Origin of the sequence: Streptomyces sp. NPDC001536, from assembly GCF_042894505.1 — a bacterium.
In the GTDB taxonomy this organism is placed as follows: Bacteria; Actinomycetota; Actinomycetes; order Streptomycetales; family Streptomycetaceae; genus Streptomyces.
The window spans coordinates 663,527-685,997 of sequence record NZ_JBIAVQ010000003.1; the positions used below are offsets into that span (position 1 = coordinate 663,527).

20 protein-coding genes and 1 tRNA gene are annotated in these 22,471 nt (G+C 71.3%); 7 read left to right on the forward strand and 14 right to left on the reverse strand.

What is annotated here, in order from left to right; translation table 11 throughout:
- Positions 1–198: 198 nt before the first annotated feature.
- The 7 genes from pheA to ACFY0U_RS12010 all read right to left on the reverse strand — a co-directional run bounded on the left by pheA (position 199) and on the right by ACFY0U_RS12010 (position 7,368).
- The gene (gene pheA / locus ACFY0U_RS11980) at positions 199–1,131 is read right to left on the reverse strand and encodes a prephenate dehydratase (RefSeq protein WP_388633893.1); all 933 of its coding nucleotides are present in this window, start codon (positions 1,129–1,131) and stop codon (positions 199–201) included.
- 128 nt (positions 1,132–1,259) lie between these two features.
- The gene (gene efeB, locus ACFY0U_RS11985) at positions 1,260–2,558 is read right to left on the reverse strand and encodes an iron uptake transporter deferrochelatase/peroxidase subunit (protein ID WP_388633897.1); all 1,299 of its coding nucleotides are present in this window, start codon (positions 2,556–2,558) and stop codon (positions 1,260–1,262) included.
- Between the two features lie 6 nt (positions 2,559–2,564).
- On the reverse strand, positions 2,565–4,484 hold the full coding sequence (locus ACFY0U_RS11990) for a copper resistance CopC/CopD family protein (protein ID WP_388633900.1): 1,920 nt from the start codon (positions 4,482–4,484) through the stop codon (positions 2,565–2,567).
- A 13-nt stretch (positions 4,485–4,497) separates the two neighbouring features.
- A complete protein-coding gene (locus tag ACFY0U_RS11995) occupies positions 4,498–4,953 on the reverse strand; it encodes a copper chaperone PCu(A)C (RefSeq protein ID WP_388633903.1) in 456 nt (151 codons plus the stop codon).
- On the reverse strand, positions 4,950–5,603 hold the full coding sequence (locus ACFY0U_RS12000) for an SCO family protein (protein WP_388633906.1): 654 nt from the start codon (positions 5,601–5,603) through the stop codon (positions 4,950–4,952). The genes ACFY0U_RS11995 and ACFY0U_RS12000 overlap by 4 nt, the downstream gene beginning before the upstream one ends.
- A gap of 92 nt (positions 5,604–5,695) precedes the next feature.
- Complete coding sequence (locus ACFY0U_RS12005) at positions 5,696–6,427, reverse strand: YcnI family protein (protein ID WP_388633909.1); 732 nt, start codon at positions 6,425–6,427, stop codon at positions 5,696–5,698.
- A gap of 146 nt (positions 6,428–6,573) precedes the next feature.
- Positions 6,574–7,368 carry a hypothetical protein gene (locus ACFY0U_RS12010; protein ID WP_388633912.1) on the reverse strand — a complete coding sequence of 265 codons (795 nt, stop codon included), beginning with the start codon at positions 7,366–7,368 and terminating at the stop codon, positions 6,574–6,576.
- A gap of 231 nt (positions 7,369–7,599) precedes the next feature.
- On the opposite strand from ACFY0U_RS12010, the gene ACFY0U_RS12015 reads away from it, so the two are divergent.
- The 3 genes from ACFY0U_RS12015 (at position 7,600) to ACFY0U_RS12025 (ending at position 9,955) form a co-directional block, all read left to right on the forward strand.
- Positions 7,600–8,049 (forward strand): ATP-binding protein, encoded by a 450-nt coding sequence (locus tag ACFY0U_RS12015; protein ID WP_388633914.1) that lies wholly within the window; start codon positions 7,600–7,602, stop codon positions 8,047–8,049.
- A gap of 114 nt (positions 8,050–8,163) precedes the next feature.
- Complete coding sequence (locus tag ACFY0U_RS12020) at positions 8,164–9,105, forward strand: intradiol ring-cleavage dioxygenase (protein WP_388633917.1); 942 nt, start codon at positions 8,164–8,166, stop codon at positions 9,103–9,105.
- A gap of 7 nt (positions 9,106–9,112) precedes the next feature.
- The gene (locus tag ACFY0U_RS12025) at positions 9,113–9,955 is read left to right on the forward strand and encodes a triphosphoribosyl-dephospho-CoA synthase (protein ID WP_388633919.1); all 843 of its coding nucleotides are present in this window, start codon (positions 9,113–9,115) and stop codon (positions 9,953–9,955) included.
- On the opposite strand, the gene ACFY0U_RS12030 is transcribed toward ACFY0U_RS12025, so the two are convergent.
- From ACFY0U_RS12030 to ACFY0U_RS12045, 4 genes are all read right to left on the reverse strand, one after another.
- A complete protein-coding gene (locus ACFY0U_RS12030; protein ID WP_388633921.1) occupies positions 9,927–11,153 on the reverse strand; it encodes an MFS transporter in 1,227 nt (408 codons plus the stop codon). The genes ACFY0U_RS12025 and ACFY0U_RS12030 overlap by 29 nt on opposite strands.
- 68 nt (positions 11,154–11,221) lie before the next feature.
- Complete coding sequence (locus tag ACFY0U_RS12035) at positions 11,222–12,571, reverse strand: PLP-dependent aminotransferase family protein (protein ID WP_388633923.1); 1,350 nt, start codon at positions 12,569–12,571, stop codon at positions 11,222–11,224.
- Between the two features lie 132 nt (positions 12,572–12,703).
- Entirely contained in the window at positions 12,704–14,170 is a 1,467-nt protein-coding gene (locus ACFY0U_RS12040; protein ID WP_388633926.1) for an aminopeptidase P family protein, read from the reverse strand.
- Positions 14,171–14,264: 94 nt separating this feature from the next.
- The gene (locus ACFY0U_RS12045; RefSeq protein WP_388633928.1) at positions 14,265–15,785 is read right to left on the reverse strand and encodes a PP2C family protein-serine/threonine phosphatase; all 1,521 of its coding nucleotides are present in this window, start codon (positions 15,783–15,785) and stop codon (positions 14,265–14,267) included.
- Between the two features lie 493 nt (positions 15,786–16,278).
- Here ACFY0U_RS12045 and ACFY0U_RS12050 point away from each other — a divergent pair, with 493 nt between their 5' ends.
- Positions 16,279–16,944 (forward strand): bifunctional DNA primase/polymerase, encoded by a 666-nt coding sequence (locus ACFY0U_RS12050; RefSeq protein ID WP_388633931.1) that lies wholly within the window; start codon positions 16,279–16,281, stop codon positions 16,942–16,944.
- A gap of 56 nt (positions 16,945–17,000) precedes the next feature.
- Positions 17,001–17,582, forward strand: a complete 582-nt coding sequence (locus tag ACFY0U_RS12055) for a hypothetical protein (RefSeq protein ID WP_388633933.1) — start codon at positions 17,001–17,003, stop codon at positions 17,580–17,582.
- A 255-nt stretch (positions 17,583–17,837) separates the two neighbouring features.
- On the opposite strand, the gene ACFY0U_RS12060 is transcribed toward ACFY0U_RS12055, so the two are convergent.
- From ACFY0U_RS12060 to ACFY0U_RS12070, 3 genes are all read right to left on the reverse strand, one after another.
- On the reverse strand, positions 17,838–18,803 hold the full coding sequence (locus tag ACFY0U_RS12060) for a DUF5926 family protein (RefSeq protein ID WP_388633936.1): 966 nt from the start codon (positions 18,801–18,803) through the stop codon (positions 17,838–17,840).
- Between the two features lie 110 nt (positions 18,804–18,913).
- Positions 18,914–19,552, reverse strand: coding sequence for an ATP-binding protein (locus ACFY0U_RS12065; RefSeq protein ID WP_388633938.1), 639 nt, complete (start codon positions 19,550–19,552; stop codon positions 18,914–18,916).
- 153 nt (positions 19,553–19,705) lie between these two features.
- Positions 19,706–20,515, reverse strand: coding sequence for a glycerophosphodiester phosphodiesterase (locus ACFY0U_RS12070; RefSeq protein ID WP_388633941.1), 810 nt, complete (start codon positions 20,513–20,515; stop codon positions 19,706–19,708).
- 260 nt (positions 20,516–20,775) lie between these two features.
- On the opposite strand from ACFY0U_RS12070, the gene ACFY0U_RS12075 reads away from it, so the two are divergent.
- Together ACFY0U_RS12075 and ACFY0U_RS12080 are read left to right on the forward strand one after the other, a co-directional pair.
- On the forward strand, positions 20,776–22,260 hold the full coding sequence (locus ACFY0U_RS12075; protein ID WP_388633944.1) for a S1C family serine protease: 1,485 nt from the start codon (positions 20,776–20,778) through the stop codon (positions 22,258–22,260).
- A 62-nt stretch (positions 22,261–22,322) separates the two neighbouring features.
- Positions 22,323–22,407: transfer RNA gene (locus ACFY0U_RS12080), tRNA-Ser, on the forward strand.
- The last annotated feature ends 64 nt before the right edge of the window (positions 22,408–22,471 follow it).

Sequence of the window (22,471 nt, forward strand, 5' to 3'; positions counted from 1 at the left end):
TGGAAACGGGTGGACGAAGGGTGACCTGTGGAGCTGTGGACGAAGTTGAGGGCTGTAGGGCGATTTGTCGACTAGGTAGCGCTTCCGTGTCGACTTGTCCCCAGGTCGAGACGGCAGCCTGTGGATAACGCCTGTGGATAACAAAAAATATGCAGGTAGGAACGGCCGGAAACCCGGCGTACCCCTGCCGGACGCCTGCTAGAAACGTCCGTCCTGGCAGCGCGCCACCCAGTCCGCCGCCGCCACGAACTCCTCGTCCGACGTCCCGCGCAGCGGCGGCTGTACGTCGGCCGTGGTCACGTCCGCACGCGGGTACGAGCCGAGGTACCGCACATCGAGGCAGATCCGCTTGAGCCCCATCAGGGCCTCGGCGACCCGGCGGTCGGAGATGTGGCCCTCGGCGTCGATGCAGAAGCAGTAGTTGCCGATGCCTGCGCCGGTGGGCCGGGACTGGAGCACCGTGAGGTTGATGCCACGGGTGGCGAACTCGCCCAGCAGATCGCGCAGACCGCCGGGGTGGTCGTCGCGCTGCCACAGCACCACGGACGTCTTGTCCGCGCCGGTCGGCGCCGCCGGCCGGGCCGGCCTGCCGACCAGCACGAACCGGGTCTGGGCGTTCTCCGCGTCGTGGATGCCGCTCTCCAGCGCCTCCAGGCCGTACCGGGCGGCCGCGAACTCGCCCGCGAAGGCGGCGTCGTACTGGCCCTCCTGGACCAGCCGCGCGGCGTCCGCGTTGGAGGCGGCGGACTCCCAGTGGGCGTCCGGGAGGTTCTTCTTCAGCCAGTTGCGGACCTGCGGCTGGGCGGCCGGGTGCGCGGAGACCGTCTTGATCTCCGACAGCTCGGTGCCGGGCCTGACCAGCAGCGCGAAGGTGATCGAGAGCAGCACCTCGCGGTAGATCATCAGCGGGGCGCCCGCGACCAGCTCGTCGAGGGTGGTGGTGATGCCGCCCTCGACGGAGTTCTCGATCGGGACGAACGCGGCCTCGGCCTCGCCCGCGCGCACCGCGTCCAGCGCGGACTGCACGGAAACGTACGGGACTAGCTCCCGCGTGGCCGTCTCCGGAAGCGTGCGCAGGGCGACTTCGGTGAAGGTGCCTTCGGGACCGAGATACGCATAGCTCGCTGGCATGACCTCACCCTAATGGGCCTTGCGGAACCCGGTGCACTCGTCTCACGGCAGCCCCTCCGCTGAGTGAACCGGCGTGACCGCGGGCCGCCCCGGGCGTTCGCGTGACCCTCCCCGGACCCCACGCCCGCTCACCCCTCGAGCAGCCGCTGCCCCACGTACTCCCCCTCCGCCGCCCCACCCGGCACCGCGAACAGCCCGCTCGACTCGTGCCGGATGTACTTCGACAGGGCGTCACCGCGATCGAGCTTGCGCTGCACGGTGACGAAGCCGCGCAGCGGGTCGGCCTGCCAGCACACGAAGAGCAGCCCCGCGTCCGGCACCCCGTCCGTGCCGATGCCGTCGTGGTACGAGAACGGGCGCCGCAGCATCGCCGCCCCGCCGTTCTGGTCGGGCCGGGTGATGCGCGCGTGGGCGTTGATCGGGACGACCAGATTGCCCTTGGCATCCGTCTTCTCCAGGTCCATCTCGGTCGTCTCGGAGCCCCCGGACAGCGCCGCCCCGTTCGCCTTGCGGCGCCCGATGACGTTCTCCTGCTCGGTGACCGAGAGGTTCTCCCAGTCGTCGAGGAGCATCCGGATACGGCGTACGACGGCGTAGGAGCCGTTCGCCATCCATGACGGGTCCTTCGAACCGGACGCCGGCACGAAGATCCGCTGGTCGAAGTCGGGCTCGCTCGGCTTCGGATTGCGGGTGCCGTCGATCTGGCCCATGAGGTTGCGGGCGGTCATGGGGTGGGCGGTGGCGCCCGGCGACCGGTTGAACCCGTTCATCTGCCACCGGACGCGGGCCGTGCTCCCCGCGTCCTTCTGGATCGCGCGCAGGGCATGGAAGGCCACCAGTGCGTCGTTGGCGCCGATCTGCACCCACAGGTCGCCATTGCTGCGCGCCTTGTCCAGCTGGTCGGAGGAGAAGTCGGGCAGCGGGTCGAGGGAGACCGGGCGCTGCTTCTCCAGGCCGGTGCGCGCGAAGAAGCTGTGCCCGAACCCGAAGGTGATGGTGAGCGCCGACGGACCGGCGTCCCGCGCGACATCCGTGTCGCCGGACGCGGTCGCCTCGCCCGCCATCAGCCGCCGTGCCGTCTCCGACCAGCGCCGCAGAAGAGCCGCTGCCCCCTTGCGGCCCGCGCCCGCCGCCAGGTCGAAGGCGACGAGGTGGCCGCGGGCCTGGAGGCCCTGGAGGATGCCGGGCTGATGTTTCCCGTGAAACATCGCCTCGTCGGCACCGACCGAGGCGAGCGGCGTCGCCTCGGAGGGCCGGGCGGCATATCCGACGGCCCCGCCGGCCGCGCCGAGCACGAGTCCGGTGGCACCGGCGGTCCCGAGCAGGCGGCGCCGCGAAACGCCTTCCTTAATGACGGCGTTTTCCGAAGCGCCGTCATTAAGTGCCTGCTCGGGAGTACGGACGTCCGGGATGGACTGGTCAGCCATGGTGGTTCAGCCGATCTGCGCGTTCTTTGAGACGGTGGTCTGGTCGATGTCGGAGGTCCGCACGGTCACCGCGATCTTCCAGTCGCCCGCCACGGGGAGCTGGATGCCGCTCGCCGACCAGTGGCCGGTGGTGATGTGGTCGGGGACGACGGGCAGCGGTCCGATGTCCTGGGACTCGAGGGTGAAGGAGACCTTCACCTCGGGCACGTCGAAGCCGCGCCCATTGGGCCGCTCCACATAGACGTGCATCTCGTTGGCGCCCACGCGCGCGGGGTCGAGGTCGATCCGCACCAGGCCCTTGCCGTCCTCGCCGCCCGTGTCGAAGGGCATGTCGAGGGTCAGCGCGCCCGAGGACGAGGTGGAGGAGGAAGAGGACGACGACGTGGCCGCCTTGGCCTCCTCCTCGGTGCGGCCGGGCTCGGTCTGGGTCAGCACGGTGGTGACGGCGAGCAGGACGACGGCGACGCTCGCCTCGGCGAGCACCGAGCGGCGCAGCCCGAACCGGTCCGGGTCGGCGTCCCGCTGCCGCTTCTGCCGTGCCGTGTTGACGGCGGCCCGCTGCCGCGCGAGCTGGGCGGCCCGCTTCGAGTCGCCCTCGCCGCCACCGGAGGCCGCGGCGCCGGCACGGACGTGCTCCTTCTCCAGCTCCGCTGCGCCGGCCTCCGCCGCGCCGACCTCCACCGCGCCGGCCTCCGCCGCTGCCCCGTCGCTCAGCCGCGCGGTCCATCGCCGGGAGATCCACGCGATCCCCACCAGCAGCGTCACGAGCCCGATCTTGACGAGCAGCAGCTGTCCGTACGTCGTGTCGGTGAAGGCCGACCAGGAACCGAGCTGGCGCCACGACTGGTAGACGCCGGTGGCGACGAGGGTGAGGACGCTGCTGAACGCGAGGCGGGAGAAGCGGCGTACGGCGGAGCGCTCGATCGGGGTGTCCGCCCGGTACAGCGTCACCAGGAGGGCGGTCAGCCCGCCCAGCCAGGCCGCGACCGCCAGCAGATGCACCACGTCGACCGGCATCGCGATACCGGTCTGGAGCCCGGTCGAGGCGTGCTCGGCCATCGCCCAGCTCGCCGCGAGCCCGGCGGCCACGACGGTGCCGCCGAGGGAGAGCCCGAAGGTGAGGTCCCGCTTCTCCTGGTCCTCGCGTTTGTCGTACGCCCCGAAGAGCACGGCGATGAACAGTGCCGCCGCGGCGAGCAGCAGCAGCCGGGAGACCATCGAGGCGCCGGTCTTGGTCTGGAGGACCTGTCCGAGCAGGCTCAGGTCGAAGACGTCGCCGAGCTTGCCGCCGCTGGTGTACGAGCCGCGCAGGAGCAGCAGCAGGAGCGTGGCCGAGGTGAGCGCGAGCCACCCCGAGACGACGAGCCGTTGCAGGGCCCGTACGCCGGAACCGCGCTGCCAGCAGGCCAGTACGAAGGCGGCGCCGCCGACCATGACGATGAACCCGGCGTAGGAGACGTAGCGCCCCAGGCCGTAGAGCCAGCCGACGACTCCGCCGCCGGCGGTCGGGCCGGAGGCCGAGACGGTGGTCTTCGAGGGGGCGCCGACGGAGAAGGTGTAGGCCCCGGCGACGGGATGGCTGTCCTCGGAGACGACCTGGTAGGTGACGGTGTAGGTGCCGTCGGGCAGTCCGCTGTGCAGCTGGACGGCGTACGTCGTGCCGCTGACCTCGGACGGTTTGCCGGTGTCGACGCGCTTGCCCTTGGGGTCCAGGACCCGCAGGGAGTCGTCGGACATCGCGACCTTCTCGGAGAAGGTCAGCGAGACCTGGGTCGGGGCCTTGTCGACCACCACCCCCTGCTGGGGGTCGCTGCCGGTCAGCGCGGCGTGCGCGGAGGCCGGTCCGGCACCGGCGAGAAGCAGTCCGGTGGCCGCGAGAAACAGCAGCACCAGGTTCCGGACGCGGGGGGCGATGGTCTGCGTCAAGGTGGTCCCTCCCTCAGTGCCCGGTCTTGGGGCTGTACGTCGCGGACTTCACCGGCATCTCGACGGTGACCGGACCGGACTTCGCGAAGTGCAGTTCCACGGAGACCGTCTCGCCCTGCTTCGGCTTCCGCTTCAGGTTCTCGAACATCAGATGGTTGCCGCCGCTTTTGAACACGAGTTGACCGTGCGCCGGCACATCGAGGCTCTTGACCTCCTCCATGGCGGAGTCGACGGTCCTGTGCACGGTGACCCGGCCGACATCGCTGGTGACCGAGGTCAGGTCGTCCTTCGCGCCGCCCTTGTTGGTGATGGTGAGGAAGCCCGCCGCCATGGAGTCGGAGACCGGCTGGGGCATGTAGGCGGCGCTGACGGACAGTTCGGCCTGTCCGTCCTCGGAGCCGGAGTCCGAGCAGCCGGTCAGCACCAGGGCGCCGACCGCGGCGGCCGCGAGGAGCGGGAACCGGCTCACGGGTTCTCTCCCTTGATGAGCTTGGGGAGGTCCTTGGTGTAGTCGTCGACGGTGGCGTCCTCGCCGTAGAGGACGTATCCGCCGTCGGTCTTCGGCGAGAACGCGACGACCTGCGTGCCGTGCGTCGAGACGATCTTGCCGTTCTTGTCCTTGTGCGGCGGCTCGATGGAGATGCCGAGGGTGCGGGCGCCGGCCTGGATGGTGTCGAAGTCGCCGGTCAGGCCGACGACCTGGGAGTCGATGCCCTTGAGCCACGTGCCGAGCGCCTTCGGGGTGTCCCGGTCGGGGTCGGTGGTGACGAACACGATCCGCAGCTCGTCCTGCTGCGCCTTGGTCAGCTGCTTCTTGGCGACGGCGATGTTGTTCATCGTCAGCGGGCAGACGTCGGGGCAGTGGGTGTAGCCGAAGTAGATGAGCGTCGGCCGGCCCTTGGTCTGCTCGCGGAGGTCGTACTTCTCGCCGCTGGTGTCGGTGAGGACGAGGTCCGGCTTCTCGAACGGCTTGTCGAGGACGGTGGCGGCCTTGTCGGAACCCGCCTCCTCGGAGACCACCGAGACGGGCGAGTCGCTGTCGTCACCGCTGCCGCAGGCGGTCAGCGTCAGGGAGGCGGCGGCGAGCAGGGCGGCCGCGGCGAACGTCTTCTTGCGCATAGAAAAATGTCCCAGATGTGAAGGCTCCGGGATGCACCGGGGTCGTGCGGTCGTGCTGTACGACCCCGGTGCACCGCGCGGAAGGGTGGACCTCAGGCGTCGGTGGTGCGCCGACGGCCGGCGAGCACGCCGTAGCCGACCCCGACCACACCGACGGCGATGCCGACCACGCCGAGCACGCGCGCGGTGGTGTCACTGCTGTCGGCGGGGGCGGCCGTCTCGGCGGCGGCGTTCTCGGTGTCGTCGGACGCCTCCTCGGTCGCCGAGGCGCCGTGGTGGCCCCCCTCGGAGGCCTCGGACAGCGTCAGCACGGGAGCCGGGTTCTCGGGCTCCTCCTGGCCGTCCTCCTGGACCTCGATCCAGCGGACGACCTCGTCGTTGGAGTACGTCTGGATCGCCTTGAAGACCAGTTCGTCGGCGTCCTCGGGCAGGGCGCCGATGGCGATCGGGAACTTCTGGAAGTAGCCGGCCTCGACGCCCTTGCCGGTGGCGGTCCAGGTGACCTTGGAGACGGCCTCGGAGATCTTCTGGCCGTGCAGTTCGATCGGCTTGTCCAGCTTGGTCTTGGTGACCTTGGAGGTCCAGCCGGCGACCGGCTCCGGCATCGCCGAGGCGAGCGGGTGGTCGGTCGGGAAGCTGACCTCGAGCTTGGTGGTCGAGGCCTTGTCGCGCTCGTTGGGGACCCTGAAGTCGACGACCGCGTAACCGCCCTTGGCCGCGGTGCCCTCGGGCTGCACGGTGACGTGCGCGAACGCGGGGGAGGACAGGACGACGACGGCAGAGGCGGCGATGGCGCCGACGGCGGCGAGACGAGAAACCTTCATGAAAGAGAGCACTCCACTTCGCGTGTGATTCCGGAGTTGAAGAGGGGCACGCGCGCGCAGAGGTGCCCGATCACTCGGAAACACAGGCACGCGTGTGTGGCCGCACGACGGCGGCCCCCAACTCGGGAAGGGGTGCTCGCGTCGTGTCAGGCGGCGAGGACGAGACGGTCGGCGGCGGGCGGACCGCGCCTGATCACCGCGTGCCGGAGTGCGGTCGTACGAGGTTCAGGGGGCGTGAGCAGATCGGTGCGCGGCAGCCGCGGACCGGCCTCCGGCGCACCCGGCAGCCCGGCCCGCAGGGCGCGCACCAGCGCGAGCGCCCCGCGCAAAGACCGTACGAGCGCCCCCTGAGCGACGCCGTGCGCCGACAGTTCGGTCAGCCGCAGCAGGGCCAGGTCGCCGTGGCGCAGCAGCCAGCCGGCGGCGAGGGCCGCGAGGACGTGGCCGAGCAGCATCGGCACGGAGGGCATCAGCGAGGTGGAGGCGCCGGTGGTGGACATGGTGTCCATCGAGCCGTGCGTGTGCGTGCCCTGGTAGAGGCGTGCCTCGGTGAGGATCCGGACCGCCTGGGTGGGGCTGATCGCCGCCGCGGTGGTCCCGCAGACCAGTCGCGCGGCCTGCTCCACCAGCGAGGCGTCCGAGGGCATCGAGGACATCGACTGGGCGGCCGTACCGTGCTGTCCCAGCCCGAACAGCGTGTGCAGCACGGTCTGTCCGACCGCCAGCAGCGCCGCGATCCCGGCCAGCGAACGCGCCCGCCCGGCGAGCGGTGCCGCGACCGCGAGGACTCCGAGGAATCCCGCGCCCAGCGTCCACAGCGGAACGGCCGCGCAGGCGGCCATCGTGTGCCCGGCCGCGGCCAGCACGACACAGACCGCGGCGAACACCGCGGCCCGCAGGAGCCGGAGAACGGCTCCGGTGCGCTGGTGGGGGGCAGACATGGCGGGCTCATCATCGCACTGGGCTCACGGCGGCCATACGGCAGGTCCACAAGATGACGTACGAGTGGTACGACCAGAAGATCACCCTCTGATACGAACCGCCCCACATACCCCATGCACCGCCCGATACGCATCCCCCATATGGGCGGCGTCACGTCAACTGTGTGCTTACACCCGGCCACTGGCGGCAATAGGTAACGGTATGTCGAGCCGCGGCCGGGAGGCTGGAGCATGAGCATCTGGTGGTCACTCCATCTGCGCCGCGAAGCCGCGAGCGTGCCGCTCGCGCGACGGCTGCTCCTCGGCACGATGGAGACCGCGGGCGTCGACCCCGATGTCTCCTACGACCTCTCCGTGGCCCTCAGCGAGGCCTGCGCGAACGCCGTCGAGCACGGCGGGGACACCGGGCAGGACGGCACCTCGGAGGCGTACCGGGTCACCGCCTATCTGGACGGTGAGAAGTGTCGTATCGAGGTCGCGGACTCGGGCCCGGGCTTCGGCCGCCCCTCCCCGGTGGTCCGGCGCGCCCCCAGCGAGGCCGAGCACGGCCGCGGGCTGTGTCTGATCCAGGAGCTCGCCGACCACGTCCACATCGGCGACAAGCCGGGCCGGGGCGGTGCGGTGGTCAGCTTCGACAAGATCCTCAAGTGGAAGAAGGACGCTCCGCTCATGGCGGTGTAGCGCCCCCGCCCCCGCCCCGGGCGACGACGCGGAATTTCAGCTTCCGCAGCATTCACAGGCGGCTCTCAGCGCCCCCCAACCCACCTGACGGACACCGTCCATAGCGTCCTGGTCATGACGGGAAACCACAAGGACAAGACGATCACCAGGCGCCGCGCCATCGCCGTGACGGGCGGTACGGTCGCCGCGGGCGGCCTCGCCGTCGCCGGCTACCAGTCGGCCTTCGCCGACGACGCCACCACCGCCGACGCGACGGCCTCGGCGTCCGCCACCAGCACCGGCGGCGAGTGCATGACGCTCATGACGAGCGTCACCGAGGGTCCGTACTACCTCGACGGCGCCCTGGTCAGAAAGGACATCACCGAGGGCAAGAGCGGTGTCCCGCTGACCCTGCGCCTCACCGTCGTCGACGCCACCGACGGCTGCACCCCGGTCCCCGGCGCGGCCGTGGAGATCTGGCACTGCGACGCCTGGGGCTACTACTCCGGCTACACCACCGCCAACCCCGGCGGCTCGGCCCCCGCCGAGAGCGAGGACGGCTCGACCGCCAACGACCAGACCTACTTGCGCGGTTACCAGATCGCCAACGGCAACGGGGTCGTCAAGTTCGAGACGATCTTCCCCGGCTGGTACACCCCGCGCACCTGCCACATCCACGTCAAGGTCCACACCGGCGGCGAGAAGGAGGACGGCACCTACGAGGGCGGCAAGGTCAACTACACCGGCCAGTTCTTCTTCGACGACACCGTCGCCGAGGAGATCTTCACGCTGGAGCCCTACTCCCGGCACTCCGGCAGCTACACCACCCTCGACAACGACATGGTGTACGACGGCGGCGGCGCCTCCAGCGGTCTGCTCACCCTCAAGGCCGTCCACAAGAAGGACCCCTCCAAGGGCTACAAGGGCTTCCTGACCCTCGGCATCGATCCCGACGCCGAGAGCACGGGCGCCGGCAGCGGCGGTGGCGGCACCCCGCCGAGCGGCGCGCCGACGGGCACCCCGCCGAGCGACGCCCCGACCGGCAGTGCCTCCCCGTCGGCCTCCGCGTCCTCGTAAGGCGGCCATGAGCAGCCGCGAGGACGAAGCTCTGGCGCAGGCCGCCGTGACCGCCCTGACCGGACAGCTGGCCCTGGCCCCCAAGCCGGGGCTGCCCGATCCGCGTGACCTCGACGCCCGCGTCACCCGCCGGGACCACTGCCTGCTGCGCTGGTCGGCCAAGGCACTCGTGCCCGGCCTCGCGGCGATGGCCGCCGCCGCCCGCCGCACCGGCGAACCCACCCCCGGACTCCGTACGGAACTCGGCGCGATCGGCCGCTGCACCGAGCACTCGGTGCGCCTGGCGGGCGGCGGCCACCGAGGCGCCACGTGGGCCCTCGGCCTGCTGGTCGCCGCGGCCGCCCTGACCCCCGGGGCCGTGGCGACGGACATCGCCGCGACCGCCAAGGGCATCGCCCGGCACACCGACAAACGCGCCCCGCGCAAGCCCTCGCACGGCTCGTCGGTGTCGGCGAAGTACGGCGCCGCCGGGGCGAGGGGCGAGGCCCGGGCCGGATTTCCGCACGTACGGCGGGCGTTGGACGCCCTCGCCGCCGCCCGCGCGGCCGGCGCCACCGAGGCACAGGCCCGGCTCGACGCCCTGCTCACCGTGATGTCCACCCTCCAGGACACCGAACTCCTGTACGCCGCGGGCCCGCTCGGCCTGCGCCACGTCCAGGCGGGCGCCCGCGGAATCCTGGAGGCCGGCGGCACGTCCACCGAGGCCGGTGCCACGGCCCTGGTCGCCTTCGACGAGGACCTGCACGCGCGCGCGTGGAGCCCCCGTGGCAGCGCGGGGCTGCTCGCGGGGGCCCTGTTCCTGGACTCGCTCCCGGCGACGGTCAGTTCACGAGCACGGGCCGCCGCGTGACGTCCGGCTGGGAGGCGGTGACCCGGCGCGCCGCCGGTCCCATGGCGTACGAGGCCATCAGCGTCACCCCTCCCAGCAGCAACCAGCCCGCCGTCCCCCACCCGATCAGCAGCGTGGTCACCACGAGCGGACCCAGCGTCCGCGCCACGGTCACGCCCGTTCCGAAGAACCCCTGGTACTCACCCACCCGGCCGGCCGGGGCCAGATCGAAGGACAGCTGCCACGATCCGGCCGACTGCCCCATCTCCGCGACGACCTGGAGGACCGCTCCGGCCACCAGCACCCCGGCGGCGACCCACGGCGACGCACCGGCCGACAGCGCGAACACCGCGCACGCCGCGAGCATGACCCACCCGGCCCGCCGCACCGCGCCGACCGCCGACCCGATCCCCGTGACACCGCGCGCCATCCGCACCTGGAAGACCATCACGGCCCCCGTGTTGAGCACGAACAGCGCGGACACCAGCCACGCCGGCGCCTGTGTGCGCTCGGCGATCCACAGCGGAAGCCCGAGACTGAGCAGCGGCATCCGCAGCAGCAGGACGGTGTTGAGAGCCGTGACGGCGACATAACGGCGATCCCGTACGACACCGAGGCCGTGACGTTTCCGCACCGGCACCGGCGCCACCGACGGCAGCCGCAGCAGCACCCCCGCACACACCAGGAACGTCACCGCGTCCATCGCGAACACCGCGAGATACGCCTCCCGCGTCCCGGCCTGGATCGCCAGCCCGCCCAGCCCCGCACCCACCGCGAGCCCGGCGTTGAACGCCGACTGGAGATACGCCAGCGCCCCGGTCCGCTCCCCGGCGGGCACCAGCCCCGCCAGCAGCGTCTGCCGGGCCGCGGCCAGCCCCGACTGCGCGGCGGCGTACGCGCACGCGACCGCGACGAACGGCAGGAAACCCCGGACGAACAGGAACGACGCCACCGCGAGCCCCGCCGCCAGCGCCAGCAGCACCGCCGTACCGCGCGCCCCGCGCCGGTCCGCGAGCCGCCCCAGCGGCACACCCGCCACCGCCCCGAGCGCCCATCCGACGGTCAGCCCGAGCCCCACGCGCGCGGGGGAGAGGCCGACGACGTGCGTGAAGTAGAACGCCGAGGTCACGAGGTAGGCGCCGTCACCGACGGCATTGGTCAACTGGGCCAGAGCCAGGACGCGTTGCGGCCCCGCGGGCGGGACGAGGGAGTTCGTCATGTCTACGACGGTAGAAGGCAACTGGACCCCACTACAGACCCAATAGACGCCCCTCTTATTGACCCAATTTATTGGCCCAATCCGTCCAGCACCTTCCCCAGCACCTCCAACGCCTCGGGATACACTCGCTCCCGCGGCGTCCCGTACCCCACCACGAGCCCCTGAGGCCGCCCCTCGGCGTCCGGAGCGTGCCAGTGGTCCCCCAGGTGCCCGACGGCGAGACCCTCCGCCTCCGCCCGCGCCAGGGCCTCCTTCTCGTCCGCGACCTCCACCAGCGCGTGCAGCCCGGCCGCGATCCCCCGCACCGGCCGCCGCTCCCCGAGCCGGTGCAGCAACTGGTCCCGGCGCCGCCGGTACCGCAGCCGGCAGGCGCGCACATGACGGTCGTACGCATGACTCTCGATGAGCTCGGCGAGCGCCAACTGCCCGATGGACTCGGTGTGGTGATCGCTGTGCAGCTTGGCGTCGGCGACCGCGTCGACCAGGTGCGGCGGCAGCACCATCCACCCGAGCCGCAGCGCGGGCCCCAGCGTCTTGGAGGCGGTGCCGAGATACACCACATGCCCCGGCGCCATCCCCTGCAACGCACCGACGGGCTGCCGGTCGTAGCGGAACTCCCCGTCGTAGTCGTCCTCGACGATCAGCCCGCCACGCGTGCGTGCCCAGTCGGTGAACGCCCGCCGCCGCTCGGGATGCAACGTCACCCCGGTCGGGTACTGGTGGGCGGGAGTGAGTACGACCGCTCTCGCGTCCCCCAACTCCTCGGCACGCGCACCCTTCTCGTCGACCGGTACGGGCACGACGCTCCCGCCGCCCCTGCGCACGACCTCCCGGTGGAAGGCCAGCCCCGGATCCTCCATGGCGATCTCGCCACCGTCCAGCACGCGCGTGAGCAGCGCGAGCCCCTGCACATACCCGGACGTGATCACGATCCGCTCGGGCGGCGCGATGACCCCTCGCGCCCGCCCCAGATACCCGGACAGCGCGGCCCGCAGCTCGACGCGCCCGCGCGGATCGCCATAGTCGTACGCCAGTGAGGGCGCCGTGGCGATGGCCCTGCGCAGCGCCCGCAGCCAGGCGGCCGCCGGGAACGCCCCGACGTCCGGGCTGCCGGGCCGCAGATCGAAGCCAGGGGCACGCACGCGTGACGCCGTTCCAGGCGCTTCCTCGTCGACCGACGGCAAGGAGGCGACCTGTGTGCCGGAGCCCTGCCGAGCGGTCAGATACCCCTCGGCGACGAGCTGGTCGTAAGCCGACTTCACGGTCCCGCGCGAGACACCGAGTTCCGCGGCCAGCCGCCGGGTCGCAGGCAACCGAGCCCCGGGCGCCAGCCGCCCATCACGTACGGCATCCCGCAAGGCACGCTCGAGCCCGGCCCGCCGCCCCTCAACAGAACCGAGCTCAATATGCAGGTCCACACCAACCCCCCAGAGGCGCGCGGCTGTATCGATGTGCGGCTACCACCGCGTGGGCGCGACAAGCCCCCACAACCCCGCAGACCGCAACGAAAGGCCGGGCACCCCTTTGGTACCCGGCCGTCCAGCCCTACATCAGCCCTTCAGCGCAGCCATCCAGCTCTCGACCTCGTCCGACCGCCGAGGAAGCCCCGCCGACAGGTTCCGGTTCCCGTCCTCCGTCACGAGGATGTCGTCCTCGATCCGCACACCGATACCCCGGTATTCCTCCGGCACCGTCAGATCGTCGGCCTGGAAGTACAGCCCGGGCTCGACCGTCAGGACCATCCCCGGCTCCAGCGTCCCCTCGACATACGTCTCGGTCCGCGCGGCAGCGCAGTCGTGCACGTCCATCCCGAGCATGTGCCCGGTCCCGTGCAGCGTCCACCGCCGCTGAAGCCCCAGCTCCAGCACCCGCTCGACGGGACCCTCGACCAGCCCCCACTCGACGAGCTTCTCGGCCAGCACGTGCTGCGCGGCGTCGTGGAAGTCGCGGTACTTGCCACCGGGCTGCACCGCCGCGATACCGGCCTCCTGGGCCTCGTACACGGCGTCGTAGATCTTCTTCTGAACGGCGCTGTAGCGACCGCTGATCGGCAGCGTGCGCGTGACGTCGGCGGTGTAGAGCGTGTGCGTCTCGACACCGGCGTCCAGGAGGAGCAGGTCCCCGGAGCGCACGGGCCCGTCGTTGCGCACCCAGTGCAGCGTGCAGGCGTGCGGACCGGCGGCGCAGATGGAGCCGTAGCCGACGTCGTTGCCCTCGACCCGCGCGCGGAGGAAGAACGTGCCCTCGATGTACCGCTCGGAGGTCGCCTCGGCCTTGTCGAGGACCTTCACCACGTCCTCGAACCCACGAACCGTCGAGTCGACCGCCTTCTGGAGCTCGCCGATCTCGAACTCGTCCTTGACCAGCCGCGCCTCGGAGAGGAAGACCCGCAGCTCCTCGTCGCGCTCGGCGGTGACCTTGTCGGTCAGCGCGGCCTCGATGCCGGCGTCGTACCCGCGTACGACCCGCACCGGACCGGTCGCCTCGCGCAGCGCGTCCGCCAGCTCGCGGACGTCGGAGGCCGGGATGCCGTACAGCGCCTCGGACTCCGTCAGGGAGTGCCGGCGGCCCACCCACAGCTCGCCCTGCCCGGACAGCCAGAACTCGCCGTTCTCGCGGTCGGAACGCGGCAGCAGGTAGATGGTCGCCTTGTGCCCGTCGGCCACGGGCTCCAGGACGAGCACGCCGTCCTCGGTCTGGTTGCCGGTGAGGTACGCGTACTCGACGGAGGCCCGGAAGGGGTACTCCGTGTCGTTCGAGCGGGTCTTCAGGTTGCCCGCGGGGATCACGAGACGCTCACCGGGGAAGCGCGCCGACAGCGCGGAGCGGCGCGCGGCGGTCTCGGCGGCCTGCGGGATCGGCCGCAGGTCGTGCAGCTCGGTGTCGGCCCAGCCGGACTTCATGCTGTCGGCCAGCTCGTCGGACACGCCCGGGTACAGCCCGTTCTTGCGCTGCTTGATCGGCTCTTCGGACTCGTTCTCCGGGGTCTCCGGGTTGAGCTCGTCGGCCACGGTCATCCTCCTAGATACGGCACTGGACCCCCTCCATCGTACGGTCGTACGGAAGGGGGCCCAGGGCCGTTGGACCTGTTACCGAGAGCTACCCGGGGCGCTACTCGAAGTGCGCGGCGAGCAGGACGACGTCCTCCTCGGAGTCGGCCTGGTCCAAGCCGTCCGGCAGCACGGTGCGCAGGACGTGGTCGGCGATCGCGTCCGGGTCGTGCCGCAGCGCCTTCGGCACGCTCGCCGCCGCGGAGTGCAGCCGCGCGAAGGCACGGTCGGTGGGGTCGCCGGTACGGTGCAGCAGTCCGTCGGTGTACAGCAGAACCGTCTCTCCGGGCTCGGCCTGGAGCTCCACGCTGGGCGCCTCCCAGCAGGCGAGCATCCCGAGCGGCGCCGACACGGACGTCTCCACGAACTCCGTGCGCCGCTCCCCGACCAGCAGCGGCGGGCAGTGCCCGGCACCGGCCAGCGTGATCTTGCGCAGCGCGGGCTCGCAGTAGGCGAACAGGGCGGTCGCGGAGCGGGCCGGTTCGGTCAGCCGCAGCAGCAGCTCCAGGTCGGACAGGACGGCGACGGGGTCCTCGCCCTCCATCACGGCGTACGCCCGCAAGGACGCTCTCAGGCGGCCCATCGCGGCGATCGCGCTGGCGCCCGATCCGGTGACCGAGCCCACCGCTAGACCGAGCGCGGCGTCGGGCAGCGGCAGCGCGTCGTGCCAGTCGCCGCCGCCGCGCGGGCCGGTGCGGTGCCGGACGGCGAGCCGCACACCGGCGACGCGGGGGAGCCGGGACGGCAGCAGCTCCTCCGCCATCGTCGCCATGCACGCGCGCGTGCGCTCGACCTCGAGCAGGCGCGCCAGGTGCTCGGTCGCGTAGCGCGCGTACAGGCCCACGAGGTGGCGCTGGCGCTCGGACGGTTCGGCGGGCTCGTCGTACAGCCATACGGCGGCGCCGATCCGGCCCGCGGCGTCGGAGGCGAGCGGCAGCGCGTAGCACGCGCCGTAGCCGAGGCGGGCGGCCACCTCGCGGTGCCGGGGGTCGAGGCCGTCCTCGGCGAAGAGGTCCGGCTCGGCGATCTCGCCGTCGGCGCCCGGCAGTCCGTCGAGGATCCTGCCGTACGACATCGCACTGCGCGGCACGGTCTCGATGTGACCGAGGTCGGCGCGGGCCAGTCCCAGGCCGATCGTGGTGTCGGGGCCGAGTCCGTCGCCCGGTTCCATGACGACGAGGCCGCGCCGGGCGCCCACGAGGGCGGCTCCGGCGCGCAGGAGTTCGGTCAGGGCTTCCTGGAGTGCGTCCGTGCGGGCCAGACGTTCCGTGAGTTCGTGCAGGGTGGTGAGGTCGGAGACCCAGCCTGCGAGCCGGTCCTGGAGCAGGGCGCCCGGGGCGTTCGGGGCGTGCGGTGAAGGGACCGGAGAGGTGCCCGGGACGACGGGCGCGGGCGCGACAGTGTGTGCGGGCGAGGGAACCGTTGAATCGATTCCGGCCACTTTCGGAGGGTGAGGGGCGTTCATGGCGTCCGGCTTTCCGACCGGTGCGTATTGCTCAAAAGCATCGCAAACCCCCATGTCATTCTGCGCCGCTAGCAGTGTCTCCACATGTACACGCACTCGTGAGGGGATGTCCAGCATTGTCCTGCCGGGATTCCTGGTGTCCGTGGGTCACCGGGGTACCTCTTGCCAAAAAGCAAAGTTGGCTTAAAACTGCCTCGGGCAACGGCCTATTGCGGTCGACTGGCCTTGCTCCACTGAGCGTCACAGCGGTCGTGATGGGTACGTACTCGGAGAAGGCCAGGGGTGGTTGACATCCACCCGGAACCTGGTGACGGACCCGGGCGTCTTAACCACCGACGACCGTGCCCCATCCTCCGTGGCGGAGGCGAGGAGAAACACGCGGGACGGCAAAAACGCCAGACTTCGCCACCCCCACGCCACGCCCATGCTTTTGATAGACGCAGTGTGGGTCAGGCTGCCGCGGACGCAGCCAACGCTCGACCCATAGGGGTTCCCCTTGTCTCGGACAGGGGTGTGATGCGCCAACAGGTACGCACAGTGCAGTGATCGACACATGGTGTGATGTGGCCCACGGTGTTGCCAGCGGTGCAACGGAAAGGAACGAGCGCTCATGCGCGAGATCCTCGGAAAGGCACGCAGGCTCCTGTCCAAGCGGAACGACGGGGGGCCTGAGTTGATCAGCGCGGCCCTGACCTTCGCGACGGAATGGCAGTGGCCCGTACTCCCGGGCGCGGCACCGGACCCGCAAGGCCGGGCCCGCTGCAGCTGTCCCGACCCAGAGTGCACGGTCCCCGGCGCGCACCCCTTCGACCCCGGGCTCCTCGCGGCCACCACCGACGAGCGCATGGTGCGCTGGTGGTGGACCAACCGGCCCGCCGCGCCGATCGTCCTCGCCACCGGCGGCACGGCACCCTGCGCGGTGTCCCTGCCGGCCCTCGCGGGCTCCCGGGCGCTGGCCGCCCTCGACCGCCAGGGCATGCGCCTCGGTCCGGTGGTCGCCTCGCCCACCCGCTGGGCGATCCTCGTCAAGCCGTACTCCATGGAGCAGTTGGGCGAACTGCTGTACGCCAAGGACTTCGTCCCCGGCTCCCTGCGGTTCCACGGCGAGGGCGGCTATGTCGCGCTGCCCCCGTCCGAGACGGGTCGGGGCCCCATCCGCTGGGAGCGCGCGCCACTGCCCGGCTCGGCCTCCCCGTGGGTGCCCGATGTCGAGGCCGTGGTGGACGCGGTGGTGGACGCCCTCACTCGTACGGGTGTGAGCGCGCCCGAGTTGTAAGGGTGTCGGGCGCGCGCGGAACCAGCGGCCCGCGCGCGCTCGTTATCGTCCCTTTCATGAACCTTCGTCTGCTTGCCCTGACGGGCGTCGTGGCGTGCGCGGTCGCGCTTCCGCTGGCTGTGGCGTCCGCGGGACAGGTGGGCGAGGGGCGTCGTGCCGCCGTACGCGAGGAGACGGCCGTACGTGATCAGGCGCCCGTACGCGAAGAAGGCGCCGCACCCGGCGGGGCGCACGAGGACCACAAGGTCGCCGACCCCACCAGCTCGCCGTGGCTGCTCGGTCTGGGCCTGGCCACCGCCGCCCGCTGCGGACCCGAACTCACCTCCCCCGAGGGCATCGAGGCACAGACCTGTGTCCTGACGCAGGGCGAGGAGACCTGGGCGCGCACCTACTACCGCAACGCCACCGGCGACGGGCTGGAATCCGTCCTCAGTTTCATGGGCCCCGGCGGCCGCACCGTGCAGATGCGCTGCGCCGTGGGCGCGGACGACGAGCCGGGTACCTGCGAGACGCCCAGGGAGCGCACCCAGGGCGAACCGGGCGCGTACACGGCGGTCGCGGAGTTCGCGGGACGCGGCGGCCAGGGGCCGCTCCTGCTGCGATCCGGAAGCAACTCCGGGTCCTACACGGGCAGTTGACGCCCGGCAGCGTTCCGTAAACGGAACGGCGCACAGAAAGACCCGGTTGCTGGCGACGGGGGATGCACCAGCAACCGGGCTACTGGAACGGTAACAAGAGATCGGCTGTTCGCAAATTCGATCTCGGTTTTTCATCGGCTTTCCGGACACCGACTCGCTTGCTCCCGGCGGGAGTTGTGAGCGGATCCGGTCACCCCGCGAGCCCGGGAGCTGCTGACCGACCGGTCAGCAGCTCCAGACCCTCGAACCTGTGTGTCAGCTGAGCGTGACCTGTCGGTTGGTCAGGCCGCCACGCGCGCGACGCTCGTCCGCGGTGAGCGGAGCGTCCGAGGCCAGCGCGGCGGTGAGCCGCTCGGCGAACTCGGCCGCCGGCTTCTCCACGTCCTCCGCGGTGACCCCGCTCGGCAGGTCCCAGACCGGCACGGTGAGCCCGTGGGCACGGAAGGAACCCACGAGCCGGGTGCCCTCGCCGAGGCCCGCCCGGCCCGCCGCGTGCAGCCGCGCGAGCGCGTCCAGAAGCTGCTCCTCGGGATAGGGCATGACCCAGCGCAGGTGGTTCTTGTCCGGCGTCTCGCACCAGTAGGCGGCGTCCACGCCCTGGAGTTTGGCGGTCGGGATGGCCGCGGCGTTGGCCCGCTCCAGGGAGGCGGTCACCTCCGGGGTGGAGTTCTCCGCGTCCGGCACCCAGAACTCGAAGCCCGCGTGCACGACTGGCTCGAACGTGCCTTCGGGGTCGAGGAGGTCCTGCAGCCGCGGCCCGTCGGCGGGAGCGCGGCGGCCCTGGACCGGAGTGCCCGGCTCGGCGGTGAGGGCGCGCTGGAGGGTGTCGGCGAGATCGCGGCTGATGTCGCCCGACGCCGTGTCGTTCTGCAGACCCAGCAGCACCGAGCCGTCGTCGCGGCGCAGCGCCGGCCAGGCCATCGGCAGCACCGTGGCCAGCGACACCGAGGGGACGCCCTCGGGGAGGCCGCCCTTCAGGGTCAGCTCGACCGTGGCGGCCGGCACCAGCTCGCGCAGGGCCACCCAGTCGCCCTCGCCCGGCAGCCCCTCGAACGGGCGCTGCACCAGCTCGGTCACCGCGTGCGCGGCGGCCCGGCCGTGACAGGCCTTGTAACGGCGGCCGCTCCCGCAGGGGCAGGGCTCGCGGGCACCGACGACCGGGACCTCCCCGTCGGTGATCTGCGGGCGCTTGGCCTTTGTCTGGGGTCGCTTCTTGGCCATCGTGAGGTCTCCCGGTTACGGCTGGTCTCGTACGGCGGGAGCCTAGCCGTTCACGGGATGACCGACGGGAGCCTGTGGACAACGTGCCGGATCACCCGGGCCGTGTCGCCTCAGTCCAGCTCGGTGAACGCCTCCGCGAAGTCCAGATCGGCGATCGCCGACACCGAGGGAGCCGTGATGCGCGCGGCGAAGTCGTCGCGGCGATGGCCGGCGTCCGGATCGTGCACGTCGTCATGGACGACGACCCACACCGTGACCTCGCCGCGGGCGTCGTCCCGGACGCCCCAGTCGTCGGACAGCGCGGTGATGATGTTCAGCCCGCGGCCGCCGTGTGCGGTGACCGAGGGCGTGGCCGGAGCAGGGCGGGTGGGCCCGCCGCCGTCCGTCACCTCGACCGTGAGTCTGCCACCGGTGTCCACCCGCCAGGCGGCGCGGACATCGCCGTCCCCGGCCAGGGCCTCGCCCAGCGGCCGGCCGTGCTTGCACGCATTGCTCAGCAGTTCGGAAAGAATCAGTACGGCGTCGTCGATGACCGCTTCCGACACGCCACCCGTGCGCAGCTGAGAGCGCATCCGGTGTCTTGCTTCCCCCACGCCCGCAGGGCCATGGGGTACGGCCATGCTCGACGACGTGGGCACCTCCTGTGCCACCACCAACGCCACCCCCGAGACCTCCTTTGCCCCACGCCACGGTGTGGATGCCCCATTGGCCTGTACCGGAAACCGGCCAATCAAGGTCCGCTGACGCATTCGTAACGATCGAATACGGTCCGAACGCGCCGGAGCACACCCTGTAATCGTCTGGCTGGATTTCGTCGTCATGGCCGGGTTGGGAGAATGCGGGTGTCCGGGGTGCCCGGTCAAGGTGTCTTCACAGGTCTTTACCAGTTATCGGCGTTTTGGTTATCTGCCCAGCTGGCGCAGGACCGCGCGCGGTCGGTTGGTGATGATCGCGTCGATGCCGAGCTCGACGCAGAGATCCACGTCCTCGGGCTCGTTCACCGTCCATACGTGCACCTGGTGACCGGCTCGTTTCAGTCGCTCGATGTACGCCGGGTGATTGCGGACGATCCGGATCGAGGGCCCCGCGATCCGGACCCCCGCCGGAAGCCGACCGTCCCTCAGCCGGGGCGAGACGAACTGCATCAGATAGACCGTGGGCAGCGCCGACGAGGCGGCACGCACGCGATGCAGCGAGCGGGCCGAGAAGCTCATGATCCGCACCGGGGAGTCGGCCGCCGAGGCGGGCGCGTCCAGCCCGAACCGTTTCAGCAGCACGAGCAGCCGCTCCTCCACCTGCCCGGCCCAACGGGTGGGGTGCTTGGTCTCGATGGCCAGCTCCACCCGCCGCCCCGCGTCCGCGACCAGCTCCAGGAGCCGCTCCAGCGTGAGTACGGAGGTGTCCTCGCGGTCCTCCGGGCGGTGCTCCCAGTCGGGCTCCTCGTCCCGGTTCCGCCAGGAGCCGAAGTCCAGGGCGGCCAGGTCGGCCAGCTCCAGGGCGGACACCGCCCCGCGCCCGTTGGACGTACGGTTGACGCGTCGGTCGTGGACGCAGACGAGATGGCCGTCGGCGGTCAGGCGCACATCGCACTCGAGGGCGTCGGCGCCGTCCTCGATCGCCTTCTTGTACGCGGCCAGAGTGTGCTCCGGGGCCTCTTCGGAGGCTCCACGGTGGGCGACGACCTGAATGCTTTGCTGCCGTGCGTGGGTCACCGCGTCATGGTGCCACCGCAGCGGGGCACTCGTCGCACGAGGAGGTCGCCGAGATGCGTCTGGTTCGCCGCACATGTCCCATATAAAGGAAAGTCGTGGACCCACAGTCACCGCTTATGGTGCCCTGACGTCCCGTGGGAAAAGCTGAGGGCATACAAAAGCACATGCACAGCTGCATCGCGCCGGACCGTCGGCACAGCGTGAACGAGCGTGGCCGAGTGCGACCTTAGGACAACAGCCGTGGATCGAGGAGAAAAGCTGTGAGCACCGAGAACGAGGGCACTGCGGTACCCCCGGCCCCGTCCGCACCTCCCGTGCCGGTGGATTCCCCCGCAGCCTCCCCGCAGGGGACCGCGCCCGACAACGGCGCCCCGACGACCCCGCTCCCCACGACGCCCCCGCACGCCCCCGGCGCACCGGAGCAGGAGCTGGTCCACGCGGGCCAGGCACCGGCGTACGCCTCGGTCGGCGCGGGCGGTCCGCAGGGCGGCGCCGCCCCGGGCCAGGCACCGGACGGCTCCTGGCCGCCCCCGCCCCCCGCCACCCCGGCGTACGCCGACAGCGGCTCGGGCGGCGCGGGTGCCGGTGGCTGGGGCGCCTCCTACCAGCAGCCCGCACCGAAGTCCGGCCGCGGCCGCGGCGGCCTGATGGCGGCGGTCCTGATCGCCGCGCTGGTCGCGGGCGGCCTGGGCGGCGGACTCGGCTACACCCTGGCCAAGAACGACGACAACACCTCGTCGACCACCGTCTCCGCCTCCGACAGCGGCGGCTCCGTCAAGCGCGACGCCGGCACGGTCGCGGGCGTGGCCGCCACGGCGCTGCCGAGCACGGTCACCATCCAGGCCGAGTCCAGCAGCGGCGAGGGCGGCACCGGCACCGGCTTCGTCTTCGACACCGAGGGCCACATCGTCACCAACAACCACGTGGTGGCGGACGCGGTGGACGGCGGCAAGCTGACCGCGACCTTCCCGAGCGGCAAGAAGTACGACGCCGAGGTCGTCGGCCACGCGCAGGGCTACGACGTGGCGGTGATCAAGCTCAAGAACGCCCCGTCGGACCTCAAGCCTCTGACGCTGGGCGACTCGGACAAGGTCGCCGTGGGCGACTCGACGATCGCCATCGGCGCCCCCTTCGGCCTCTCGAACACGGTCACGACGGGCATCATCAGCGCGAAGAACCGCCCGGTGGCGTCGAGCGACGGCAGCGGTTCGAACGCGTCGTACATGAGCGCCCTGCAGACCGACGCCTCGATCAACCCGGGCAACTCCGGCGGCCCCCTCCTGGACGCCCAGGGCAATGTGATCGGCATCAACTCAGCGATCCAGTCCACCAGCGGCGGCGGCCTGGGCGGCACCAGCCAGTCCGGCTCGATCGGCCTCGGCTTCGCCATCCCGATCAACCAGGCCAAGTACGTGGCCCAGCAGCTGATCAAGACCGGCAAGCCGGTGTACGCCAAGATCGGCGCCTCGGTCTCCCTGGAGGACTCCACGGGCGGTGCGAAGATCACCGAGCAGGGCGCCAGCGGCTCCGACGCGGTCGAGGCGGGCGGCCCGGCGGCCAAGGCCGGCCTCAAGCCCGGCGACGTCATCACCAAGCTCGACGACCGCGTCATCGACTCCGGCCCCACCCTCATCGGCGAGATCTGGACCCACCAGCCCGGCGACAAGGTCAAGATCACCTACGAACGCGACGGCAAGACCAACACCGTGGATCTCACCCTGGGCTCCAGGGAGGGCGACAGCTGACCCCACGCGCGCGTGGTCACCGGTTACTCTTGTCCCCGCGCCGCCGGTGACCGGTGGTGCGGGGTGGGTTGCCCGAGCGGCCTAAGGGAACGGTCTTGAAAACCGTCGTGGCGCAAGTCACCGTGGGTTCAAATCCCACACCCACCGCGTGGATTGGCGGCCCCTGACCAGGTGAATCGGTCGGGGGCCGTCGTGCTGTGCGCTTCGGTCG

What these genes read in the sequence shown, in the direction of transcription:
- ACFY0U_RS12065 (WP_388633938.1), bottom strand. Translation starts at nt 19,552, where the DNA reads ATGCGTCAGCGGACCTTGATTGGCCGGTTTCCGGTACAGGCCAATGGG.
- ACFY0U_RS12050 (WP_388633931.1), top strand. Translation starts at nt 16,279, where the DNA reads ATGCGCGAGATCCTCGGAAAGGCACGCAGGCTCCTGTCCAAGCGGAAC.
- ACFY0U_RS12060 (WP_388633936.1), bottom strand. Translation starts at nt 18,803, where the DNA reads ATGGCCAAGAAGCGACCCCAGACAAAGGCCAAGCGCCCGCAGATCACC.
- ACFY0U_RS12055 (WP_388633933.1), top strand. Translation starts at nt 17,001, where the DNA reads ATGAACCTTCGTCTGCTTGCCCTGACGGGCGTCGTGGCGTGCGCGGTC.
- ACFY0U_RS12010 (WP_388633912.1), bottom strand. Translation starts at nt 7,368, where the DNA reads ATGTCTGCCCCCCACCAGCGCACCGGAGCCGTTCTCCGGCTCCTGCGG.
- ACFY0U_RS12015 (WP_388633914.1), top strand. Translation starts at nt 7,600, where the DNA reads ATGAGCATCTGGTGGTCACTCCATCTGCGCCGCGAAGCCGCGAGCGTG.
- ACFY0U_RS12030 (WP_388633921.1), bottom strand. Translation starts at nt 11,153, where the DNA reads ATGACGAACTCCCTCGTCCCGCCCGCGGGGCCGCAACGCGTCCTGGCT.
- ACFY0U_RS12005 (WP_388633909.1), bottom strand. Translation starts at nt 6,427, where the DNA reads ATGAAGGTTTCTCGTCTCGCCGCCGTCGGCGCCATCGCCGCCTCTGCC.
- ACFY0U_RS12020 (WP_388633917.1), top strand. Translation starts at nt 8,164, where the DNA reads ATGACGGGAAACCACAAGGACAAGACGATCACCAGGCGCCGCGCCATC.
- ACFY0U_RS12045 (WP_388633928.1), bottom strand. Translation starts at nt 15,785, where the DNA reads ATGCTGGACATCCCCTCACGAGTGCGTGTACATGTGGAGACACTGCTA.
- pheA (WP_388633893.1), bottom strand. Translation starts at nt 1,131, where the DNA reads ATGCCAGCGAGCTATGCGTATCTCGGTCCCGAAGGCACCTTCACCGAA.
- ACFY0U_RS12040 (WP_388633926.1), bottom strand. Translation starts at nt 14,170, where the DNA reads ATGACCGTGGCCGACGAGCTCAACCCGGAGACCCCGGAGAACGAGTCC.
- ACFY0U_RS12000 (WP_388633906.1), bottom strand. Translation starts at nt 5,603, where the DNA reads ATGCGCAAGAAGACGTTCGCCGCGGCCGCCCTGCTCGCCGCCGCCTCC.
- efeB (WP_388633897.1), bottom strand. Translation starts at nt 2,558, where the DNA reads ATGGCTGACCAGTCCATCCCGGACGTCCGTACTCCCGAGCAGGCACTT.
- ACFY0U_RS12025 (WP_388633919.1), top strand. Translation starts at nt 9,113, where the DNA reads ATGAGCAGCCGCGAGGACGAAGCTCTGGCGCAGGCCGCCGTGACCGCC.